This window comes from Paraburkholderia sp. EG286B (genome assembly GCF_040965655.1).
In the GTDB taxonomy this organism is placed as follows: Bacteria; Pseudomonadota; Gammaproteobacteria; order Burkholderiales; family Burkholderiaceae; genus Paraburkholderia.
Genome location: NZ_JBFRCF010000033.1, coordinates 18,186 through 37,958 on the forward strand (window position 1 = coordinate 18,186; position 19,773 = coordinate 37,958).

The window sequence follows — 19,773 nt, forward strand, 5'->3', positions numbered from 1 at the left end:
CCCCGGGGCGGCTTCCGATTTCAGACCGGGCTGCGCTGAACGGCATCCTGTTCGTATTCAAGACCGGAATACGCTGGTGCGACCTTTCAACCAAGCTGGGATTCGGATCGGGGCCGACCTGCTGGAGGCGTTTGCGCGACTGGCAAAAGGCCGGCGTGTGGAGCGCGTTGCACGAGTTGCTGCTCGCCAAGTTACGCGAGGCCGGCGAACTCGATTTCTCACGGGCAGCGGTCGATTCATCCTCGGTGCGAGCCGTTGGGGCGGGCGAAAAACTGGCCCGAACCCCACCGATCGCTCGCGACCAGGTTCGAAGCATCACATCCTCGTCGACGCCAACGGCGTGCCCATCAGTGCAATCCTGACTGGCGCGAATCGTAACGACGTTACCCAGTTGCTGCCGCTCATTGACGCGATCCCGCCCATTCGCGGCGTACGCGGCCGACCGCTTCGCAAGCCCAAGGTCATCTACGCAGATCGCGGCTACGACTCCGAGCCGCATCGTGAGCGGCTTCGTGCGCGCGGTATCGAACCGGTGATCGCCAGGCGCCGTACGGAACACGGTAGCGGACTCGGCAAATTCCGCTGGGTGGTCGAGCGGACTCACGCATGGCTGCACAATTTTCGTCGTCTTCGCATTCGCTTTGAGCGTCGAGCCGACATTCACGAGGCATTCCTTAAACTTGGTTGCTCGCTCGTCTGCTGGAACATCTTCAGACGTGCCGAGCAGTCTTTTGGAAACGGTCTCTTATAGAAAATCTGTCGACTTCTAGCGTACCACCTCCATAAAGGCCTTCGCGGACGGGTTTCCCGCACACCCGTCCGTTACGGGGTACCATCAAACCCATCACATGAGCGACGAAGTTCATTTTTCCTTCCTCAGGAGGAGGCGCGCAAACGTTCGCGTCCCAGAGGCAGACTTTTGCCGCAGACCCGTGCCACCGCCCAAGCCTGGACTAGAGCTATTCCCCGGATTTCGCACTCGCTCGCCGAAGCTTGAGCAGTCTCCAGACGTGGGCCACCGATAGACAGGAGATCGACATGTACCCACTGACGTGGCTTTGGTGTCCCCAATACAACTATCCTTTAAGCGGTGCGGTAGATCAAACCATGAAATTACTAGGTGCCGGCAACCCGCAAACTGAAATAGCCATTACCCAGAAGTTTTCATACGGTCGTCAGCTCGCGCGGATTCTTGCAGTTCTGGAACCAATGGCTAGGGACTTTTACTCCCACAATCCAGATCTCAAACAGGAGCCGTTGCGTGACTTCGATCAGATGCTGAGCGATATCAAGGAGCTCCGATCTACAAGTTCGGCAGGAAGACCGGAAAGGCTTTGCACCGCATCGGACATTGCTGACGTGATGAAGCGGTGGCGGGATGATTCGAAGCACTACGCATACAGAGCTAAACTCGAGGAAGTTCGCACAAGTATCGAGCAACTGATAGACGAAGATGACCGCAAGAAGACGTAGGTGATTTCAACCACACTATCCAGTAGAAAGTGGATTGCATTTCTGCTAGCGTGTTAGGAACTACGGGCCAGACTTGGTATCCTGGCGGGATGACAAAACGCAGACCCTACCCAACGGATGTATCGGATGAAGAGTGGTATTTCGCTGCTCCGTATCTGAGCTTGATGAGCCAGGACGCAGCGCCGCTACGAATTGCGCGACATGGTTAACGCGCTGCGCTGGATCGTTCGCGCTGGCGCACCGTGGCGTTTGTTGCCAATGACTTTCCACCGTGGGAGTTGGTCTATCAGCAGACACAACGCTGGATTCAGGCAGGCTGTTTCGAGGCCATGGTGAGCGACCTGCGTTCGATTATCCGGGTTGCGCAGGAGGAGCGTCGCGGTCAGCCCAGCGCCGTCATTCTCGATGGCCGTACGCTGCAGTCGACGTGCGAAAGTGGTCCACGCGCGGGCTATGACGGGTACAAGCGCAAAAAAGGCAGCAAGGTGCATATGGCCGTGGACACGCTGGGTCAACTGCTCGCGGTGCACGTGACGCCGGCCAACGAACAGGAGCGCGCGCAGGTCGGGGAACTGGCGCGTCAGGTTCAGCAGGCCACGGGCCACACAATCAAAGTGGCGTTCGCCGATCAGGGCTATACCGGAAAGGAGCCCGCGCAGGCGGCACTCGATGAAGGCATTGAGCTTCAGGTAATCAAGCTGTCGGAGGCAAAAAAGGGGTTCGTGTTGCTGCCACGCAGCTGGGTGGTCGAGCGCAGCTTCGGCTGGCTCAACCGTTTCCGCCGACTGGCAAGAAACTACGAGCGCCTGCCTGAAACTGCGTATTCCGCGCAAATCGAGCAGCCGTTCCACGGCAAGGCGAGCGGGCATTCCACGCGAAGTCGAGCAGCGATTCCACTGCAAAGCGAGCGCTGCGGACGCGGCGACGCGGGGTGAGCTCTTCTACTCGTCCTCGCCGTCGGTGGTCAAACCATTTCGGCGCTTGCGCATCGACTCGCCCGAGAGCGTCAAGCGATAGGCATCCAAATTCCGTAGATCTGGCGGTCTCGGCATAGTCGGAGTAAACTAAGTCCATTGAACTAAGTTCATAGGATGATCATGCATATCTACAACATCCACGACGCCAAGACGAATCTGTCGCGGCTGATCGAAGAGATTGTCAACGGTGGGGAGCCCTTCGTGATTGCGAAAGCCGGCAAGCCACTGGTCAAAGTCGTCCGCCTTGAGGCGGAGACCGCCAAGCCCGTACAGCGCATCGGCTTCATGAAGGGCCTGATCAAGGTTCCCGATGACTTCGACACGATGGGTGGCGAAGCCGTGGCGGATCTGTTCGAAGGAAAAGGCGAATGAAGCTCTTACTCGACACGCATTTGCTGATCTGGGTTGCGGCGGACCATCCGTCGCTGCCCGACGAAGCACGCGCGGTCATCGAAGACGAAGACAACACGCTGTACTTCAGTGTGGCCAGCATGTGGGAGATTGTCATCAAGAGCGGCCTTGGCCGCGACGACTTTCAGGTCGACGCACGCGTGCTTCGCCGCAACCTTCTTGATGCCGGCTATGAGGAACTCTCTATCGAATCGCAGCACGCATTCGAGGTGTCCACGCTCTCTGCGCTGCATCGTGACCCGTTTGACCGACTGCTCATCGGCCAGGCGATCGCCGAAGGTATCGTCCTTCTGACCCATGACGAGCAGATCAGACGGTACGACTTCGCTCCAGTTCGCTACGTCTAGCTCGCTCGCAGCCATGCCCCGGGCGCGGTCGGAAACGCTCAGCTATGCACGCGTCACTTCCGCCTGTTGATCCTTCTATGGCGTGGTTCCTTGTCGTAATACTGAAACGGATCCGAGCTGTCGTAGCTGTCGCCCCGTGTGTGGGGCACCGCCGCGGACACCGCGCCGGCAGCCGAGCGCTGAACTTCTCTTCGTTTTGAGATGCGAAGGCTTGCTGTCCCAGTCGACGTCCTCAGGTTTGGCCCGCAGCTGGATCACTCAACGACAACCGTAACTCGCCGATTCTCCCGCATGCGTTTCGTTCCAGCGCTACTTCAGTCGCGCTGTCGATCACTTCCAGGCTAATCGTTTGTTGCCGCACCTTTTGCTTCACGTCTTCAGCCGTGGCGGCATCAACTATATGCGGGACGGCACGCAAGTTCCGTCGCGCCAGAACATATCTCAGCTAGCGAGCGGTGCCGGTGTCTCCTAGACGGTAATCGCTCTCAACGTCTTCGCGATGGCCATCTGGACTGTCAGTGTTTTCGCGTCCCTCTACGCCGGATATCTGAAGCCAGATTTGCAGGTGACGTGCGCGAATCTTTCTTCGGTCATTAATGGCTTTGCAACTGTGGTGTTAGCCGTCATCATCGACCCGCAGGTTTCTGTCATGACGGATGACGTGATCGAAAGCCAAACGGGGTAGCGGCAAGGTAAGCACTTATGCGCTGCAGCTCGTAAGTGCTTACCTTGTTTGCCCCCTTGCTGGCAGGGACTGGTCGCGCATCTGCGAGATTCCGTTTCCGCTCCAGCATCTCCTGTTTGCAGTGTACTGGTGGACGGTCGGTCTCGTGACGCCCAACCTCGCTGCCGGTTTCGCGATATTGGTCGTGAGCGTTCAGGTTATCGTCGAAATGAAGCGCATTCGATTGGCGAAAGCGCCCCGGACGTCATCGGCAACCAAGTAGCCGACCCGACTGTCGTCGAGCGGGGCGGGCGAAATCTGCCCAGTTCAAAAGTCATGTACAGGCGGCTAACAGTCGACGTATTCTGCCCACGGAGGTCCCGGATCGCTGGCGGGAAAAAAGGGTTTCTCCGGGCGGACATCCCGGGGGCGTGTCGCCGGAAGCGCTCATCGTGAGCGACATGCCCTTGCGGTAACGGGCGGGACTTGCTCCACAAGAGCAAGGAGTGGGAGACGTCGCCGACCTGTCGACAGCGCACTTGCGCTGCCCGTCCTTGCAGTCGAACCCTGACGCGACGATGAGACGGGAAAGGCCGGAGCCTCAAGCCTTTGGCGGCCGCGCATCCGATTCGCTACCCCCATTTCAATGCTTTCGAAGGACGGTGCGCGACAGGTGCCGTCGATTTTGGTGCCCTTACTCAACTCCAGACCGGGCACATGATTGAGCGAATTCGGGACGCCGCGCGACAGGATGATAAGGATTCCCTGACGTAAAAATCAGGATTTTCCGTTCATGTTTGCCGCCGAAGATGACTGCAGGGTAGCGACGGCTGATTCATCATGGGAAAGTCAGTGATCAGAGCTCAAGCGGCCGCAAGCGATGAATTGCAGATCGCTTGACAAGGGACGCGCTAGGGAATTGAACATCGTCTGCCAGGGACTTGTCGATGCACTGGCGTGAATCGCGCGGGGTTGCAGCCGGGCTGGCCGACGCGCTGCGGGAAAAAGCACACGGGGCGATCTTGCCGCCCGCGGCAGACGACGATAGCGTTGCGCTGCTTGTATGCGAACGCATTTGACTCCCAAACTTTGTCGACGCCTGGCGCACTCGTTCACAGCTTCAATGAACTGGTCGACCGGGCGGCAATGCCAGCGAGGACGTTCGCTTGGCAGCTTGCCAGAATTGCAGGTCGCGCGCGGGTCGGGGATGAACGCAGGCAGCGTCTAATGATGCCGCTTTGCGCGCGACGGCCAGATACTGCGCCGGTTCTGTGCGCAAGAGGGATCAACGGTTGATTGGTTGGACGGGCTGCAAAATGCCTGTGCGTTCGGCAAGAGTGCAAAACAAGAAATCCTGAACGGGAGCACTCATGGACATGCTGACTTCCAGCAGGGTTGGGGCATGGCGCAGATCACGCTTTTGCGCGCGTGATGGTGTCGTCGTCGGGGTGCGCGCAGTTCCCCACGCAACGGGGGGCACGTTCCCATGAGCGACTACCCAGGCGAGGTAATTGGGCCAGACGCTCCCCGCACGGTCCTGGTTGCCGATAGCGCGCCCTCCGATACCAGCGGGTTCGCGGACCATCTTGCAAAGGAGGGGTTCCGCCTGCTGGCTGCACACGACAACCTTGAGGTGCTGGCAGCCGCGCGTAGCTCGCAGCCCGACCTGATCCTGCTCGATCTGGACGTGCCTGGCCTTGACGGCCTCGCAACCTGCCGCCGCCTGAAGCGGGACGAACGCACGCGCAATATACCCGTGATCGTCATGACCCTGGCGCGCAACGGACACGAACTCGCGGAGTGCATCAGCGCGGGTGCGGCCGACTACGTGCCGAAGCCGCTGCGCATCGACGAGTTGATGGTCCGGGTATGGACGCACATCGAGTTGCACCTGACTCGCCAGCGGTGCTTGTTGCAGCAGCATCAGTTGGTCGACGACGCCCGGAGGCAACGTCTTGTGCAGGCCGGGCACTCGCGCGTACAGGCGGAACTCGAGCAGCGCGTCGCGCGGGGTGCTGACGAACTGGCCCGTGTGCAATCGGAGCTTGCAGCGCAGATCGATGCGCGGTGCGAGAGCGATGCGCGCCTGCAGGCCAGCGAAGCGCAGTTTCGCGTGAGCGTCGAATCTGGCCCTGTCCCGATGTGCATTACCTCGATGCCCGACGGCTATCTGCTCTATGCTAACGCCCGACTGCGCGAGTTGCTCCATCTCGACGAGGCGTGCGGTACCATCAACCTGGCTGATTGCTATGTGGACCCGGCGGCGCGCGAACGACTGGTTCGCTGTCTCGCTTCTGAAGGCGGCTTCCGCGATGCCGAGGTCAGGATGCGTCGCGCGGACGGGACGCAGTTTTGGGCGATGGCGAGCGCATGCGTGGCGATCCATGAAGGGAGGTCAGCCATCTATGTTGGCCTGCACGACATTTCCGGACGCAAACGTACCGAGGAGGATCTTCTGCGCTCGCGCGACCAACAACGTGAGCTGTCGGCGTACCTCGATGGCGTGCGCGAAGATGAGCGAAAACGAAGCGCGCTCGAGATTCAGGAGGATCTGGGTCAGTTGCTGACCGCGCTGAAAATGGACATGTCGTTGCTGAGGATGCGGCTCACGGACGATCCCGAGGCGATCGGGCGGGCAGATGACATGCGCGAGCTTGTCGAGGGCACGATCTGGATGGTCCGCAACGTTGCAAGCCAGCTGCGACCCGCCGCGCTGGACTTCGGTCTGGTGTCGGCCCTCGAGTGGCTTTTAGCCCGGTTGCGCCAGCACGACGCGATCCAGCACGGACTGCACATCGAAGGAGGCGAGCCGGTATTGTCGGACATGCAGGTGACGGTATTGTTCAGGATCGTGGAAGCTGCGCTGACGAACGTTGCGCGCCACGCCGCAGCGCGCCGCGTCGACGTCACGCTCGTGACGGGCAACGGCGTGCTCGACCTGGGAATTCGCGACGACGGTTGCGGGTTCGATCTGGCGGCAGCATATTCACACCGCGCGTATGGTCTGCTAGGCATGGCGGAGCGCGCGCGATCGATCGGCGGGACCCTGGAAATTGACAGCGATCGAGGCAAGGGTACTACAGTGACGATACATGTTCCGTATGAGGGTGGTTCGAGTTTATGATCAGGATACTTATCGCCGATGACCATGCCATCGTGCGCGGCGGACTCAGGCAGATTCTCGCGACGACGGCCGACATCGTCGTGACGGCAGAGGCCGGGCAGGGCCCGGAGGTCATCGAAAAGCTGAGAACCAGCGAAATCGATCTGCTACTGCTGGACTTGAACATGCCGGGCCTCAGCGGCATCGATCTCATACGCCGCGTGCGCTCGGACCGGCCTGCGCTACCTGTGCTCGTGCTCAGCATCCACAACGAGGCGCAAGTCGCGTCGCGGGCGCTGCGTGCTGGCGCCACGGGCTATGTCACCAAGGACAGCGATCCCGAAGTGCTGCTCGCGGCGATCCGCAAGCTCGCTGACGGCGGGCGCTTTATTGACCCGAAGCTCGTCGACGCCATGGTGTTTGAAAAGCACACGGGCGATGTGCCGCCGCACGAGATTCTCTCGAATCGTGAATTCCAGGTGCTGCAGATGCTCGCGTCTGGCAAGAGCATCAACGACATCGCCGGGACGTGCGCCCTCAGCGCCAAAACGATCAGCACCCACAAAATGCGGCTGATGCAGAAGCTCGGGCTTTCCAATAATGCCGAGGTAATCCGCTACGCGATCCGCCAGGGCCTGATTACCGGGTGAGACGCGCAGCTCACCGGCTCTTCGCGACATGAAGAAAATCCTGACATGGCAACCAGCGATCCCTTAGGGAAGTATCGGCCAGTCCCGATTGAGGCGACTGCGAGAGCCGCCTACGATGGGTTCAACAGGTGGTGGGAGCGCGGCGATGGCGCAAGAGCAGTCGTTACGGATGGCAGTCGGCAAGTGGCTTGGCGCGGGGCAAAAACAGTCCGTTCGGGTACTGGCGGTGCGTCGCTCCCGGTCGGGCCGGATCTTCAGCGTGTGTGTCGAGGCGCCGGGTGAACGGTCCTTGCACGCTGTTTTTCTTCCATCATGCGGGGCACGGTTGGCATGTTTTCCCCCGGACCGCGTGCGCCCCATGATGGGCGTCGAACGGCAGGCCGCATGAATGTGTAGCTTGAGATACGGGACGAGGGACGGAAGGCTTGCGCATGAACGCGTTCGTCACTGACGATGTACCGTCGCAAGCGGTGGTGGAACTGCGCGCGTGGACGAACTGGTGACACAAGCATGCCGTCGCGATGAGCCTCATATACGGTCCCCTTCTTCTTGACCCATCAAAGGTCGAACGTCTTAATGATTCGCCGATGGATTGACGACCGACGGTCGGCTCACTGGTTTTTCTGGCACGACCTGCTATTGCCAGTGTGGTCCGTTGGCACGCAAGCGCAGAGGAAGTTGACGATGCATGGAAGCCCAGATACGTTTCATGTCGTTAAACGACGCGTTCAGGCTGCGTGTGACAATCATTGGCCTTCGGAGCCATGTGGCTCGTGAGGACTGCCATTCAATCTCTCATGTTTTGGCACCTTCCCCGGGTGTCCAGAACCTTCGAACCGTCTCACTTTGAGGCGGTAATGAGATGGTCACCCCCACCCTACACGCGGGTTACGCTGTAGGGTGTTTTCTTTTCTGGAGAGGCCATCATGTAGGATGTGACGCTGGTTGGAATCGATCTGGGCAAGCACTCCTTTCACCTTCACGGCCAAAACCGGCACGGCCAGGCCGTGTTTCGCAAGAAGGTGGGGCGCAAGCAGCTGATTGAGTTTTTCGCCGCGTTTCACGCCTGCACGGTGGTCATGGAGGCGTGCGCTGGCGCCCATCACCTGGCCCGCAAGCTAGCGGGCTTCGGGCATCAGGTCAAACTGATCTCGCCGCAGTTCGTGCGGCCGTTCGTCAAGGGTAACAAGAATGACTTCGTGGACGCCGAAGCGATCTGCGAGGCCGCGTCGCGCCCGGCCATGCGGTTCGTTACTCCGAAGACTGAATCGCAGCAAATGCTCTCGGCACTTCACCGGGTGCGCGATTCGTTGATTCGTGACCGCACGAAGGCCGTTAACCAAATCCACGGCTTTCTACTTGAGTTCGGCATCAGCCTGCCGGTCGGGCAATCCGTCATCAAGCGACTGCCGGCCGTGCTGGCCGAGCATACGCTGCCGCCGCGCCTGATCGAGATCCTCGAGCGCCTGCATGCGCACTTGCGCACTTCAAGTACCTCAGTGAGGAGATCGCCGAGATCGACAAGGAGATGGCGCGCCAGCTCGCCGACGACGATCTCGGCCAGCGCTTGCTGACGATCCCCGGCGTGGGTCCGATCACGGCGAGCGCGCTCTCCGCCGAAATGGGGGACGGCAAGCAATACGGCTGCAGCCGCGACTTTGCCGCGTCGATCGGACTGGTGCCGCGCCAATACAGCACGGGCGGCAGGGCGAACCTGCTGGGCATCAGCAAGTCAGTATGACTCCCCGTGAGGCGGGGGCTAGCCGCCGTGCGGATGTAAGCGCGGGTTAGCATTGCTGCCAGAGCCGCATTGAGTGGGGCCGGAACCGCCGCTCAACGGTCTGTTTCCTGCACGGAGGCTAGCATGCAAGACGATAGCACGTTGTATGTAGGGCTCGACGTTCATAAGGATTCGATCATGGTTGCCTATGCGGTCGGTATGAGCGACGTGGAGCTGCTCGGCAAGATCGGCACGACACAGATCGAAGTTGATCGCTTATGCAAACGACTGCAGTCCAAAGCGACGCGCATCCGCATCGTCTACGAAGCAGGTCCATGCGGCTATGGTCTTTACCGGCAACTGATGCAGAAGGGCTTCGACTGTATGGTATGCGCACCGTCGCTCATCCCGCGCAAGCCCGGCGAGCGCGTCAAGACCGACCGGCGCGACGCCATCAAGCTGGTGCGCTCGCTGCGAGCCGGCGATCTGTCCGCGGTGCATGTGCCAACGGTGGAAGACGAAGCGTTTCGCGATCTGGCCCGTGCCTGGTCATCGGCGAGAGAAGATCTTAAACAGGCGCGATGCCGGCTGAAATCGTTCCTGCTCCAGCATGGTATGAATTACATTGGACGTGCGGACTGGGGGCCGACACACCGACGCTGGTTGAGCACATTCACGTTCGACAGCGGCTGGCAACAACTGGCGTTCAATGAACACCGCCGCACGATCGAGGATCGCCTCGCGCAATGCGAACGACTGGAAACCGCATTGCGTGAAGCGGTTGCAGACTGGCGTTTCTATCCTGCCGTGCTCGCCCTGCAGGCGATGCGGGGAATCAACTTCACGTCGGCTGTGGGCCTCGTGTCTGAACTGGGCGATCTGTCGCGCTTCGAGCACCCGCGCCAGTTGATGGCGTGGCTAGGTGTGACGCCGTCAGAACATTCGTCAGGAGGCAGACGGCGACAGGGCAGCATCACAAAGACCGGAAACAGTTACGCGAGAAAGCTGCTGGTCGAATCCGCGTGGAGCTACCGACATCCGGCACGCGTGAGCATCGATATCCAGCGCCGTCATGAAGGCATTTCAAAGGCGATCATCGATCGCGCCTGGGACGCCCAACTACGGCTTTGCCGGCGATACCGGAAGCTGGTGGCCAAAGGAAAGATTGCCCACGTTGCCATCGTCGCAGTCGCCCGCGAACTGGCCGCTTTTATCCGGGACATTGGCCGACTAGGAATGGCCATGGCAAGCCCGCAGTGCGGTCATCCAATCTGACTTCTGCGAAGAATGGAACTTATGTAACGATATGAGAGTTTCCTGAGGGCGGCGCAGCCCGGTATTCGAGCAACCCGCGTCCTCTTTTAGCAACGACATCAGGTCGGCTTGCGAAGCAAGTCAGCGGCAGGCTCATGAGACGGACCACTGTAATGCGGTACCCAGCCCGCGAATATCAGCCTGATCCACCGTCGAGAGTTACTGCTACGCCGCCCTCAGGGAATTCCGAAGGTACCGGGAACGATAGTTAATGCGAAGTTCAAAACCAATCCCGATTGACACCGGGAGTCATATCAGAGGGGTGACAAGAACATCCGGCGCCTGTTGGTGCAGTGCGCCCGCGTCTACATGCAGCAGCTCCATCGGCAGAGTGGCCGACTCGCCGAGTGGGTGCGCGCCATGCTCACGCGCCGACACTCGAACGTCGTGGCCTGCGCGCTGGCGAACAAGCTGGCGCGCACCGCCTGGGCACTGGCGACTCGCCACGGCACGTTCGATGCGCGACCGGGCCTCAACGCGCCGGCCTGAGCGCCCGATCCCCAACCACGCTTTACCGCAGTCCCCCACCTGGTTTTGCGACCGCTGAACTTTGATGACGTGAACGGCACACCGGCCTGACGGACAACCTGTTAAAAAAATCGGCTCTCGAAGCCGCGGCGGTTTTAAGGACCATCAGGCGCGACTCTCATCGTGGCGCGGGGAGTGATCCCCACAACGACGCCGGATAGATTTAGGCAAGCCAACCACAACGTCAACGATCAAGGTTGCAAAAACGGGGTGACCATAGATTCTTTTTTTATGGGTGAGCACCGGCACCTATGCTGATCTGGGGCCGATGCTACGCCCCTTCGCCCGAAGCAACGATTCGTGGCTGATTGCCTGTTCCTTCCCTGCATCGTTGCCCGGACTTCTCAAACGGGTTTCAAGGACGCTTGCGCTGCATGAACAGGGAACCTGCGAGTCCCGTAAACGTATCCGGCACGCGTATAGCGTGCCGGATACTGCGATTCACAAGCCAGCGCCGTCAGTCATCGTGACGGTGATGGCGGTGCTTGCGGGGATGATGATAGTCGCGACCATAGGCGTCGTTGTTATTGTACGAGCTGCGCTGCAGGTTTCCGCCCAGCGCTGCGCCGCCGCCGACTGCGGCACCGAGAACGCCGCCGGTGCGGCCACCCATTGCGTTGCCCGCCGCCGTTCCGGCGCCACCGCCCAACGCACCGCCAATGATTGCGCCGGTGCGCTCCTGACGGTTCGCGGTCACAGCGCCACCTGCGCCACCACCGAGTGCACCTCCGATCACCGAGCCGGTCTGGCCTCCGACGGCACCGCCAACCGCCGCGCCAGCCGCACCGCCGAGCGCGCCGCCAAGTGCATTGTTCAAATCGTTAGCCGCCGCCGGCAGCGCGATCGCGCTGGCCAGCGCCGCGATAACGATCGTAGGGGCAATCTTCATATACATACCCGTATTGTTCCTTGTTCTCAGACAGTTTCGGTGGTCTCGCTCTGGTTTTAACAGGCTATACAGGCCTGGGTTCGCCGTGGTTTCTTCAGCGAGCTTGCGGCGAAGCATAGCACCGGCCTCCGATCGTTACCCGGTATTCTCGTAACAGAGTGTTTGCAATGTGACGGGACTGACTCGCCGGGAAGAGAGGTCGAATATGCGATGACCGGCACATCTTCGCATGACGCTACGCCGGCAAGCGAAATTTCCCTACCTTAGATTCAGGAAAGTCTGACGGGTGGTGCCGATTCAGATCTCGTGGGGAGATACCGTAAACATGATGGTATTCGTCGGCCACGAAGACAGCGATACTGGACTCCGGTGAGCGCTGGCCACGCGAACCATCAGGTAGACAGCATGAACAGCCTCACACAAAGCATCAAACTAAAGATCGTACTTGCATTCAGCGTATGTGTGGCGCTCATCGCCGCAAATGGCCTCTTTGGGCAGTTCGGGCTTTCGAGGCTGAATTCGAACGTCAACGATTCCTACGAGGGGAACCTGCTGCCGGTACTTGATCTCGGCGACATGCGAGCTGCACTGCTGGAAATGCGCCTACAGGTTCGCCGCGCGCAGTCCCTTCACGACGCGGCCCAGACGAAAGCCAGCATCGACAGGATTCACGCGGCTCAAGACCACCTCACCAAAAGCTGGAGCGACTACTACCCTGGTCGCGTTTCCAGTGACAAGGAGCGCGAAATCGCTGACACCATCAAGAATTTGTTGCCGAAGTTCGAGACAGGTGTAGACGTCGAGGTAACGGCGCTGGAAGCGGGCAACTATGACGCCGTCTCGATGCTCGTTGATCAGTATAGCGAAGTGGCCAATGCGACCAGCAAGGCGCTCGACGACGACGTGGCCGAAAATCGGCGCCAGGCAAAGGAGTCTGTCGACGACAGTGAAGCCACCTTCGGCACGATTCGCTGGGTCTCGGTTGCGCTCATTGGCCTGGGTCTCGTCGGTGCCATGGGCGCCATGCTCTATCTGTCGCGTGCAATTACGAAGCCGCTTGGCGAAGCGGTGGGCATCGCAAACCAGATCGCCGCCGGGCAGCTGGAAAACCGGATTACGGCGCGCACGCGCGACGAATTCGGCCAACTGCTCGAAGCGCTGAACAAGATGGACCTGCAGTTGAGCCATACCGTGCGGGGCATCAAGTCGAGCGCTGAGTCGGTTACCGTGGCGGCCCGGGAAATCGCAGCCGGCAACACGGACCTGTCGGCCCGCACCGAAGAGCAGGCAGCGTCGCTCGAAGAAACCGCATCGAGCATGACCGAGTTGACCGAAACCGTTAAGCAGAACGCCGACAACGCCCGCCAGGCCAACACGCTGGCGACCCGGGCCACCGATATGGCCGATTCGGGCAACGAGGCCGTGCAAGGCATGGTCGGCACGATCGAGAGGATCAGCGGCAGCTCGACGAAGATTTCGGAGATCACCGGCGTGATCGAGGGCATCGCGTTCCAGACCAACATCCTCGCGCTCAATGCCGCAGTGGAGGCAGCGCGGGCCGGTGAGCAGGGTCGGGGCTTCGCGGTGGTCGCCAGTGAAGTGCGCAGCTTGGCACAGCGTTCCGCGGCGGCAGCAAAGGAGATCAAGGAGCTGATCGGTTCGTCGGTGGAGATGATCAGGCATGGTGCGCAGCAGGCGGGTGACGTGGGAGCGACGATGGGCGAGGTCAAGCAGGCGATCAAGCAGGTGTCCGACGTCGTGGGCGAAATTGCGGCGGCGTCCGGCGAGCAGAGCCGCGGCATCGAGCAGGTCAATCAGGCCGTCATGCAGATGGATGACGTGACCCAGCAAAACGCCGCGCTCGTCGAGGAGGCTGCGGCGGCCGCCCATTCGCTCGAAGAGCAGGCAATGAATCTGACCGCCGCGGTTGCGGTGTTCAGGCTTGCCGACGCAGGCCCTTCAATTTCGCGCGTGCTTGCGCCGCAGAGCAAGCTGCGCCCGCCCGCTGCCAGTCCAGCGGTTCGGGCGACAACCCGGGTGCCAAAGCCAGTCGCGAAGCCGGGCATTCGGGCTGCCGCGCCCGTCCCGGCAACTGTGGCAAGCTCGTCTGGCGAAGGCTGGGAGACATTCTGATCCCTGATGCGCTGCTGCGCTCGCGAAGCGGTGTTCGTTGAGAACCATCTGGCACAGGCCAGGCCGGCTATGGCGATGGAGCCGGCTGGTCAGGAAGTCTCACCTTAATTGTGGTACCGGCTCCCGGCGAACTGATAACGTCGATGCGACCGCCCAGCATCAGAACGCGTTCTTCCATACCTGCGAGTCCGAATGATCGTTTTCTCGCCGCCTGAACATCGAACCCTCGACCATCGTCGCGCACTTCCAGGAGACAGCAGTCGGACGCACGTTCGAGCATGATGACCACATGGTGGGCGGCCGCGTGACGAGCTACATTGGTCAGCGCTTCCTGGACGAGGCGAAACAGCACGACAGCGCAGTCCTCGCTCACGACGATATTCTCGTCCTGCAAGTGGAGGCGACATACGGTGCGGCCATTGCGGTTGAACCCGGCTGCAAGCCACTCAAGCCCAGCCGCAATGCCGGTGTCCAGCGCTGCCGGGCGCAGCGCCGCGATGACGCCCCTTACGACCTGCATGGTTTTGTCCACCAGCGCAATCAGCGCCTGGGTCTGCCCGACCAGTTCCGGGCGATCGTTGCCCAGCTGCATCCGTAAGGCCGACGCCTGCAGGCGAAGCGCGGTGAGGTGCTGTCCAAGTTCGTCGTGCATTTCACGCGCGATGTGCTTGCGCTCTTCCTCACGAGCCATTTCGCGATGTGACGTGAGCTCGCGCAGCATCTCGTAGGACTCGCGCAACCGGCGCTCCGCCTCCTTGAGTGCGCTCAGATCGATCACGAAGGCGACGCCTTCCTTCCCGCTGGCGTCCAACGCAGCCCGGCCGACCATGACGGGCACACGACTGCCGTCCTTCCGGACGTACTCTTTCTCCGCGGGTGGAATGCGTCCGTCCTGCCCGATCTGTACCAGGGCCTGTTCGGCGCTTTCTCGCCATTCCACCGGCGTCAGATCTTGCCATCGTAGACAGGCCGCGGCGAGATCCTGGCGCTCATATCCCACCATGCACAAAAACGCGTCATTGGCTTCGAGGATGTCACCCTCGTTGTTCCACACGATAATACCGATGATATTGGCGTCGACGAGTCGCCGGATCCTGGCCTCCCGTTCCTTCAGGTCACGGTACAGGCGGGTATTCTCGATCGAGGTCGCCGCCTGCGACGCGAGCAGCCGCAGCACGGCAATCCGGGCGGGCGAGAACGCGCGGGTGAGCAGATTGTTTTCGAGGTACAGGGCGCCGATGAGCTTGGCCTGATTCGTTAGGGGCAGACAGAGAATTGAGCGGGTCCGGTGCTGCCTGATGTAGGCATCCGCGGCGAAGGTGGGCGAGCCTGCGGCATCGTCCAGAATGACGCTCTGCCCCGTTCGCAGCACATGATAGAGGACCGACTCGGGCATCGCGGTGACGCTCACAGGTCTATCGCGCAGCCGCACGCAAAGCGTGTCACCCTCCGTCCTTGCTTCCGCGGCTATCCGTTGTCCTCTCGCGTCCGGAAGAACCAGCAAGCCTCGCTCGGCGCCCGCCTGTTCGATTGCGGTCCGCATGACGATATCGATCAGCTTGTCCAGGTCGATCTCTCCGGAGACCGCCTGCGACACCTTGATGACGGTGGCAAGATCGAGGTGTTCGACAGGTGCCCCGATCGTGCTGCCTGGCCCGTGCGTTCGTTCTTCGTCCCTGATGTGCGGGTACAGTTCCTCGAGTTGGCGCACCTTGCCTTCGGCGCCCCAACGCCGATAGCCCCGGCGGGCGTCCCGCAGATAGGCACGGGCGATCCTGTCGAAACCGCGCGCCGCGTAGAAGCCTGACGCGAGTTCATTGGCAAGCGCTTCGTTGTGTGCGAAGCCGTTTGCGCGCGCCGAGCGGATGGCCTCATCATAGAGACGCATCGCGTCGACATCGCGGCCATTCAGGCGAGCCATCTCGGCGCTCACCAGTGCCACACGGTCTGCGAAATTCTCCGGACAGTTCTTCGCCCAGATCTCCAGTTGCCGCTGGTGTGCAGCGATGGCGTCGTGATGCTGCTGTCGCTCCCCGGCCGGTGCGCGGTCGCAGTGTGCGGACCGTGCCAGTGCACCGTAGAAGTGGTATTCGCTTTCCTCCAGGTGCGATGAGGAACTCCACAGTAGCTGCTGCGCCATCGATGCCGCGTGAATGGCGGCCACGTGGTCGCCTGAAAGGAATCGTCCCTGCAGTTTCCGGATCCAGTACCAGCACGCGGCCGTCGCGAGCGCGGGGTTGCTGGACAAATGCCGCTCCGTACGTAGTTCGTCGAACTCATCGTAATCGAAGCGACCGAATTTCAGCGTCGAGCCGCGGAGCATCCGGATCAACGCGAGTTGCGTAGTGATGTTATCGACTACAAGGCCAAAACGCGCCTTGCTGGAAAACGCGAGGCCCTGTTCGGCTTCGCGCTCGAGTTCGATCAACGGTTCACCGGCGAAAAGCAGGTCCGACACGATATGGCAGCGTGTATAGGCGCCGGACGGCACGTCCCCGATCCGGTTCGCTGTTTCGAACGCGTGTCGCAGCACCTTGCTGCTCTCGCGCACGTGTTTCGTCCAGCGCACGACGTACAGCGCAAAGCAGAGATGCGTCACAGCCTCGAAGCGTTTGAGTCCGCGGCGCTCGACCAGATCAATGCCAAGCCGGCCGAACTGGATTCCGGCGTGGTAATCGCCAAAGCGTGGTCCTGCAATCCGGGGGAACATGGCATACGCAAAACACGCCGCGTCGCAGTTGCCATGCTCCAGGCTAAGGCTGATCACTTTGCATATGGCCAGGGATGCCAGATTCGCATCAAAAAACCAGGCCGGCCTCAGGAGCTTGCTCAGCACATCGGCGACTGCAAGGGACTCGCGGTCCGTCATCAATGGCACATCGATGAGTGCTTCAATACTCCTGCCCGCGAGCAGTGACCGGATGTTTTGGTACTCCCGATGTACGTCGTCTTCATGCGGGTGGGCTACCCAGTCGATACCGACTTGCCGGAGGTGGCCGAGACAGGCCTCGACTGCGCGATCACTCCGATCGAGCGTCAGGTAGACATCCATTCGCAGACACGTGACCTGCGCCTGTTCGAAGGTGGTCTTCGCGTGGCTTGACAGCATGGCCAGCCGCTCTTGCGCGTCCGACAAGCGCCCGGTGAGAAACTCGCATTCGGACCGGTTCAACTCCAGCGCGAAAATCAGCTCATGCCTTTGCGCCCAGCGATCGCCCGTGAGGAGTTCCGAGCCGGCAGTGAGGTAGGTGAGCGCCGACGCATAAGCTGTCGACGCCTTGGCTCGCTGGCCGGCGCTCAGGTTGAACCAGGCCAGTTGCTCGCGTTCCTGCCGGGAGGTCACCAGTGCGGCGCCACGATTGAGCTGCGTGACGATCTCGAAGACAGCTTCTTCACGTTTGCCAGCGGGCGTCTGCCCCGCGAGCAGCCGTCCGATACGCAGGTGGGCGCGGGCACGCGAGTGTTCCGGGATCAGTGAATAGGCCGCTTCCTGTATCCGGTCGTGTGCGAACCGGTAGGTGCCTTCCAGTCGCTCGACCAGCTCCTGATCGACTGCCGGCTGTAGTAGCGCCTGGACCGCGTGCGTCGAGACCCCCAAAACCTTCGGCAACATCGCGACCGGCGCAGTGTTGCCAAGGCAGGCGAGCTGTTCCAGCGCGCGCTGCGCTTCGTTGGGCAAACGCGCCAGTTTCGCGACCATCAGGTCTACCACGTTGTCGGTGTATCCCTTGCCGTGAATGCGGGGCAAATCCCAGCACCAGCAGGTCGCGTCGTGATCGAAGGCGAGCAGACCGGCATCGGCAAGCGTGTGCATGAACTGGATCACGAAGAACGGATTGCCGTGCGTCTTCTCATGGACCAGCGTCGCGAGTGGTGCGGCGCGTTCGCTTGCGCAGCGAAGTGCGTCGGAAATCAGCTGCACCACGTGCTCGCGGGCGAGAGGCGCGAGAGCAATTTCGTCGAGCCTCGCGCCCGTGGCCCTGACGCTCTGGAGCTTGCGCATCAGCGGATGGCCGGCGTCGACTTCATTGTCGCGATAGGCGCCGATCAGCAACAGGTATTGCCGATCCGCGCGGGTGAGGAGATCCTCCAGCAGGTCGAGCGTCGCGGCGTCGAGCCATTGAAGGTCGTCGAGAAACAGTGTCAGCGGATGTTCACGTTGGGCAAAGACCCCGATGAAGCGCCGGAAAACGAGCTGGAAACGCAGTCGCGCCTGATGCGGTTCGAGCTCCTGGACGGGCGGCGGATCACCGATGATGAGCCTCAGTTCCGGGATCAGATCGGTCATGAGGCGCGCATTCGGCCCGAGTGTCCCGATCAACGCGTCGCGCCAGATCGCCAGTTCCCTGTCGCGCTTGCCAAGGAGCGGTCGCACGAGGCCCTGAAAGGCCTGTACCAGTGTCGAATAGGGTATGTCGCGTTTGTACTGGTCAAACTTGCCCGATGCGAAAAGTCCACGCGGTGGTACCAGCGCCTTGTGCAGTTCACTGACAACCGCGGACTTGCCGATGCCCGAATAACCGGACACCAGCACGAGTTCAGGTGTGCCGGTCTCGACCACTCGATCGAACGCAGCGACCAGGGCTTCGACCTCGCTGTGCCTCCCGTAGAGCTTCTCGGGGATCCGGAGCCGGTCGGGCATGTCGTATTCGCCCGGCAGGAAGGCGTCGACGTGGCGGTGACGCTGCCATTGGGTCAGACAACGCCGCAGGTCCCGCTCGACGCCTGCCGCAGTCTGATACCGCTCCTCGGGTGTCTTGGCGAGCAGTTTCATGACAAGTTCCGAGACGGCAGCCGGAACCGTGTCTACCCGCATGCTGGGCGGGACCGGCTTGCGTGCAATATGGCAATGCACCCATTCCATCGGGTCGGCGGCCGTGAATGGCAGGACCCCTGTGAACATCTGATAGAGCGTGACCCCGAATGCGTAGAGGTCGCTGCGCGAATCAATCGAGCGATTCATCCGCCCGGTCTGCTCGGGCGCCATGTATGCGAGGGAGCCGACGATCGTTTCCGGCGGCTCGGGCAATTGTCGTTCGCGTGCCACTCGCGAGGCGATGCCAAAGCCAGTGAGCCGCACGTGGTCGTCGGCGCAGTTCACCAGAATATGCGCGGGTTTGATGTCCTTATGCACGAGGCCGCGCTGATGGAGCTTACCCAGCGCTGCGGCGATGTCCACGGCGAGGCACAAGACGTGTCCCACCTCGAGAGGTCCGCCGACCTGCCGCTCGAGCAGTTCGCCAAGTGGATCCTCGAGCTCCAGCGCCATCCGTCCGTCTTCGCGCACCAGCTTCACAGGGTGCACTGCCCACTCATCGTTGAGCAGGTCCTTCAGCGCGAACTCGTGAGCGAGACGCTCGAGGACGGCCGCAGAGGGATGTTCGTCGGCGGTACGCACAATCAGCACACTGTCGGCGCCACCCGGGGGCCGGACCCGGTAGAGGATGAGCTCGCCATCTTCTCGCAGGATACTGGCGCTGCCGTCTGCGTCGGAAGCGTGTAGAGCGTTCATCTGCCGTAGTTTACCGTTACGCTCGTCTACGTCAATTTTTTCAGGAGAGGCG

General features: G+C 61.1%; 11 protein-coding genes and 4 pseudogenes. 13 read left to right on the forward strand and 2 right to left on the reverse strand.

Annotated features, from left to right (window positions below; genetic code table 11):
* Positions 1-47 precede the first annotated feature (47 nt).
* From AB4Y42_RS38775 to AB4Y42_RS38830, 12 genes and pseudogenes are all read left to right on the forward strand, one after another.
* Positions 48-113 (forward strand): annotated as a pseudogene (locus AB4Y42_RS38775) (hypothetical protein); the annotation flags it as partial.
* 44 nt (positions 114-157) lie between these two features.
* On the forward strand, positions 158-751 hold the full coding sequence (locus AB4Y42_RS38780) for an IS5 family transposase (RefSeq protein WP_368697218.1): 594 nt from the start codon (positions 158-160) through the stop codon (positions 749-751).
* A 287-nt stretch (positions 752-1,038) separates the two neighbouring features.
* Complete coding sequence (locus AB4Y42_RS38785; protein ID WP_368692191.1) at positions 1,039-1,473, forward strand: hypothetical protein; 435 nt, start codon at positions 1,039-1,041, stop codon at positions 1,471-1,473.
* A gap of 242 nt (positions 1,474-1,715) precedes the next feature.
* Positions 1,716-2,408, forward strand: coding sequence for an IS5 family transposase (locus tag AB4Y42_RS38790; protein ID WP_368692190.1), 693 nt, complete (start codon positions 1,716-1,718; stop codon positions 2,406-2,408).
* Positions 2,409-2,570: 162 nt separating this feature from the next.
* Positions 2,571-2,822: a type II toxin-antitoxin system Phd/YefM family antitoxin gene (locus tag AB4Y42_RS38795; protein ID WP_368692189.1), complete on the forward strand. Its 252-nt coding sequence runs from the start codon at positions 2,571-2,573 to the stop codon at positions 2,820-2,822.
* On the forward strand, positions 2,819-3,208 hold the full coding sequence (locus AB4Y42_RS38800; RefSeq protein ID WP_368692188.1) for a type II toxin-antitoxin system VapC family toxin: 390 nt from the start codon (positions 2,819-2,821) through the stop codon (positions 3,206-3,208). Before AB4Y42_RS38795 ends, AB4Y42_RS38800 begins: the two co-directional genes overlap by 4 nt.
* A 298-nt stretch (positions 3,209-3,506) precedes the next feature.
* Positions 3,507-3,878: pseudogene (locus tag AB4Y42_RS38805) on the forward strand (DUF2837 family protein); the annotation flags it as partial.
* Between the two features lie 1,480 nt (positions 3,879-5,358).
* Complete coding sequence (locus tag AB4Y42_RS38810; protein ID WP_368692187.1) at positions 5,359-6,996, forward strand: response regulator; 1,638 nt, start codon at positions 5,359-5,361, stop codon at positions 6,994-6,996.
* Positions 6,993-7,625, forward strand: coding sequence for a response regulator (locus AB4Y42_RS38815; RefSeq protein WP_368692186.1), 633 nt, complete (start codon positions 6,993-6,995; stop codon positions 7,623-7,625). The genes AB4Y42_RS38810 and AB4Y42_RS38815 overlap by 4 nt, the downstream gene beginning before the upstream one ends.
* 935 nt (positions 7,626-8,560) lie before the next feature.
* Positions 8,561-9,357: pseudogene (locus tag AB4Y42_RS38820) on the forward strand (IS110 family transposase); the annotation flags it as partial.
* A gap of 132 nt (positions 9,358-9,489) precedes the next feature.
* Positions 9,490-10,620, forward strand: coding sequence for an IS110 family transposase (locus AB4Y42_RS38825; protein WP_368692185.1), 1,131 nt, complete (start codon positions 9,490-9,492; stop codon positions 10,618-10,620).
* Positions 10,621-10,914: 294 nt separating this feature from the next.
* Positions 10,915-11,148: pseudogene (locus AB4Y42_RS38830) on the forward strand (IS110 family transposase); the annotation flags it as partial.
* 496 nt (positions 11,149-11,644) lie between these two features.
* Here AB4Y42_RS38830 and AB4Y42_RS38835 read toward each other — a convergent pair.
* Positions 11,645-12,082: a hypothetical protein gene (locus tag AB4Y42_RS38835; protein WP_368697219.1), complete on the reverse strand. Its 438-nt coding sequence runs from the start codon at positions 12,080-12,082 to the stop codon at positions 11,645-11,647.
* A 399-nt stretch (positions 12,083-12,481) separates the two neighbouring features.
* Here AB4Y42_RS38835 and AB4Y42_RS38840 point away from each other — a divergent pair, with 399 nt between their 5' ends.
* Positions 12,482-14,209, forward strand: a complete 1,728-nt coding sequence (locus tag AB4Y42_RS38840; protein ID WP_368692184.1) for a methyl-accepting chemotaxis protein — start codon at positions 12,482-12,484, stop codon at positions 14,207-14,209.
* A 67-nt stretch (positions 14,210-14,276) separates the two neighbouring features.
* Here the strand turns inward: AB4Y42_RS38840 and AB4Y42_RS38845 are convergent, their stop codons facing one another.
* Positions 14,277-19,721: an AAA family ATPase gene (locus AB4Y42_RS38845; RefSeq protein WP_368692183.1), complete on the reverse strand. Its 5,445-nt coding sequence runs from the start codon at positions 19,719-19,721 to the stop codon at positions 14,277-14,279.
* Positions 19,722-19,773: the final 52 nt, after the last annotated feature.

Excerpts from the sequence above, each read along its gene's own strand:
- AB4Y42_RS38810 (WP_368692187.1), top strand. The coding sequence starts at position 5,359 with ATGAGCGACTACCCAGGCGAGGTAATTGGGCCAGACGCTCCCCGCACG.
- AB4Y42_RS38785 (WP_368692191.1), top strand. The coding sequence starts at position 1,039 with ATGTACCCACTGACGTGGCTTTGGTGTCCCCAATACAACTATCCTTTA.
- AB4Y42_RS38815 (WP_368692186.1), top strand. The coding sequence starts at position 6,993 with ATGATCAGGATACTTATCGCCGATGACCATGCCATCGTGCGCGGCGGA.
- AB4Y42_RS38840 (WP_368692184.1), top strand. The coding sequence starts at position 12,482 with ATGAACAGCCTCACACAAAGCATCAAACTAAAGATCGTACTTGCATTC.
- AB4Y42_RS38825 (WP_368692185.1), top strand. The coding sequence starts at position 9,490 with ATGCAAGACGATAGCACGTTGTATGTAGGGCTCGACGTTCATAAGGAT.
- AB4Y42_RS38845 (WP_368692183.1), bottom strand. The coding sequence starts at position 19,721 with ATGAACGCTCTACACGCTTCCGACGCAGACGGCAGCGCCAGTATCCTG.
- AB4Y42_RS38835 (WP_368697219.1), bottom strand. The coding sequence starts at position 12,082 with ATGTATATGAAGATTGCCCCTACGATCGTTATCGCGGCGCTGGCCAGC.
- AB4Y42_RS38795 (WP_368692189.1), top strand. The coding sequence starts at position 2,571 with ATGCATATCTACAACATCCACGACGCCAAGACGAATCTGTCGCGGCTG.
- AB4Y42_RS38800 (WP_368692188.1), top strand. The coding sequence starts at position 2,819 with ATGAAGCTCTTACTCGACACGCATTTGCTGATCTGGGTTGCGGCGGAC.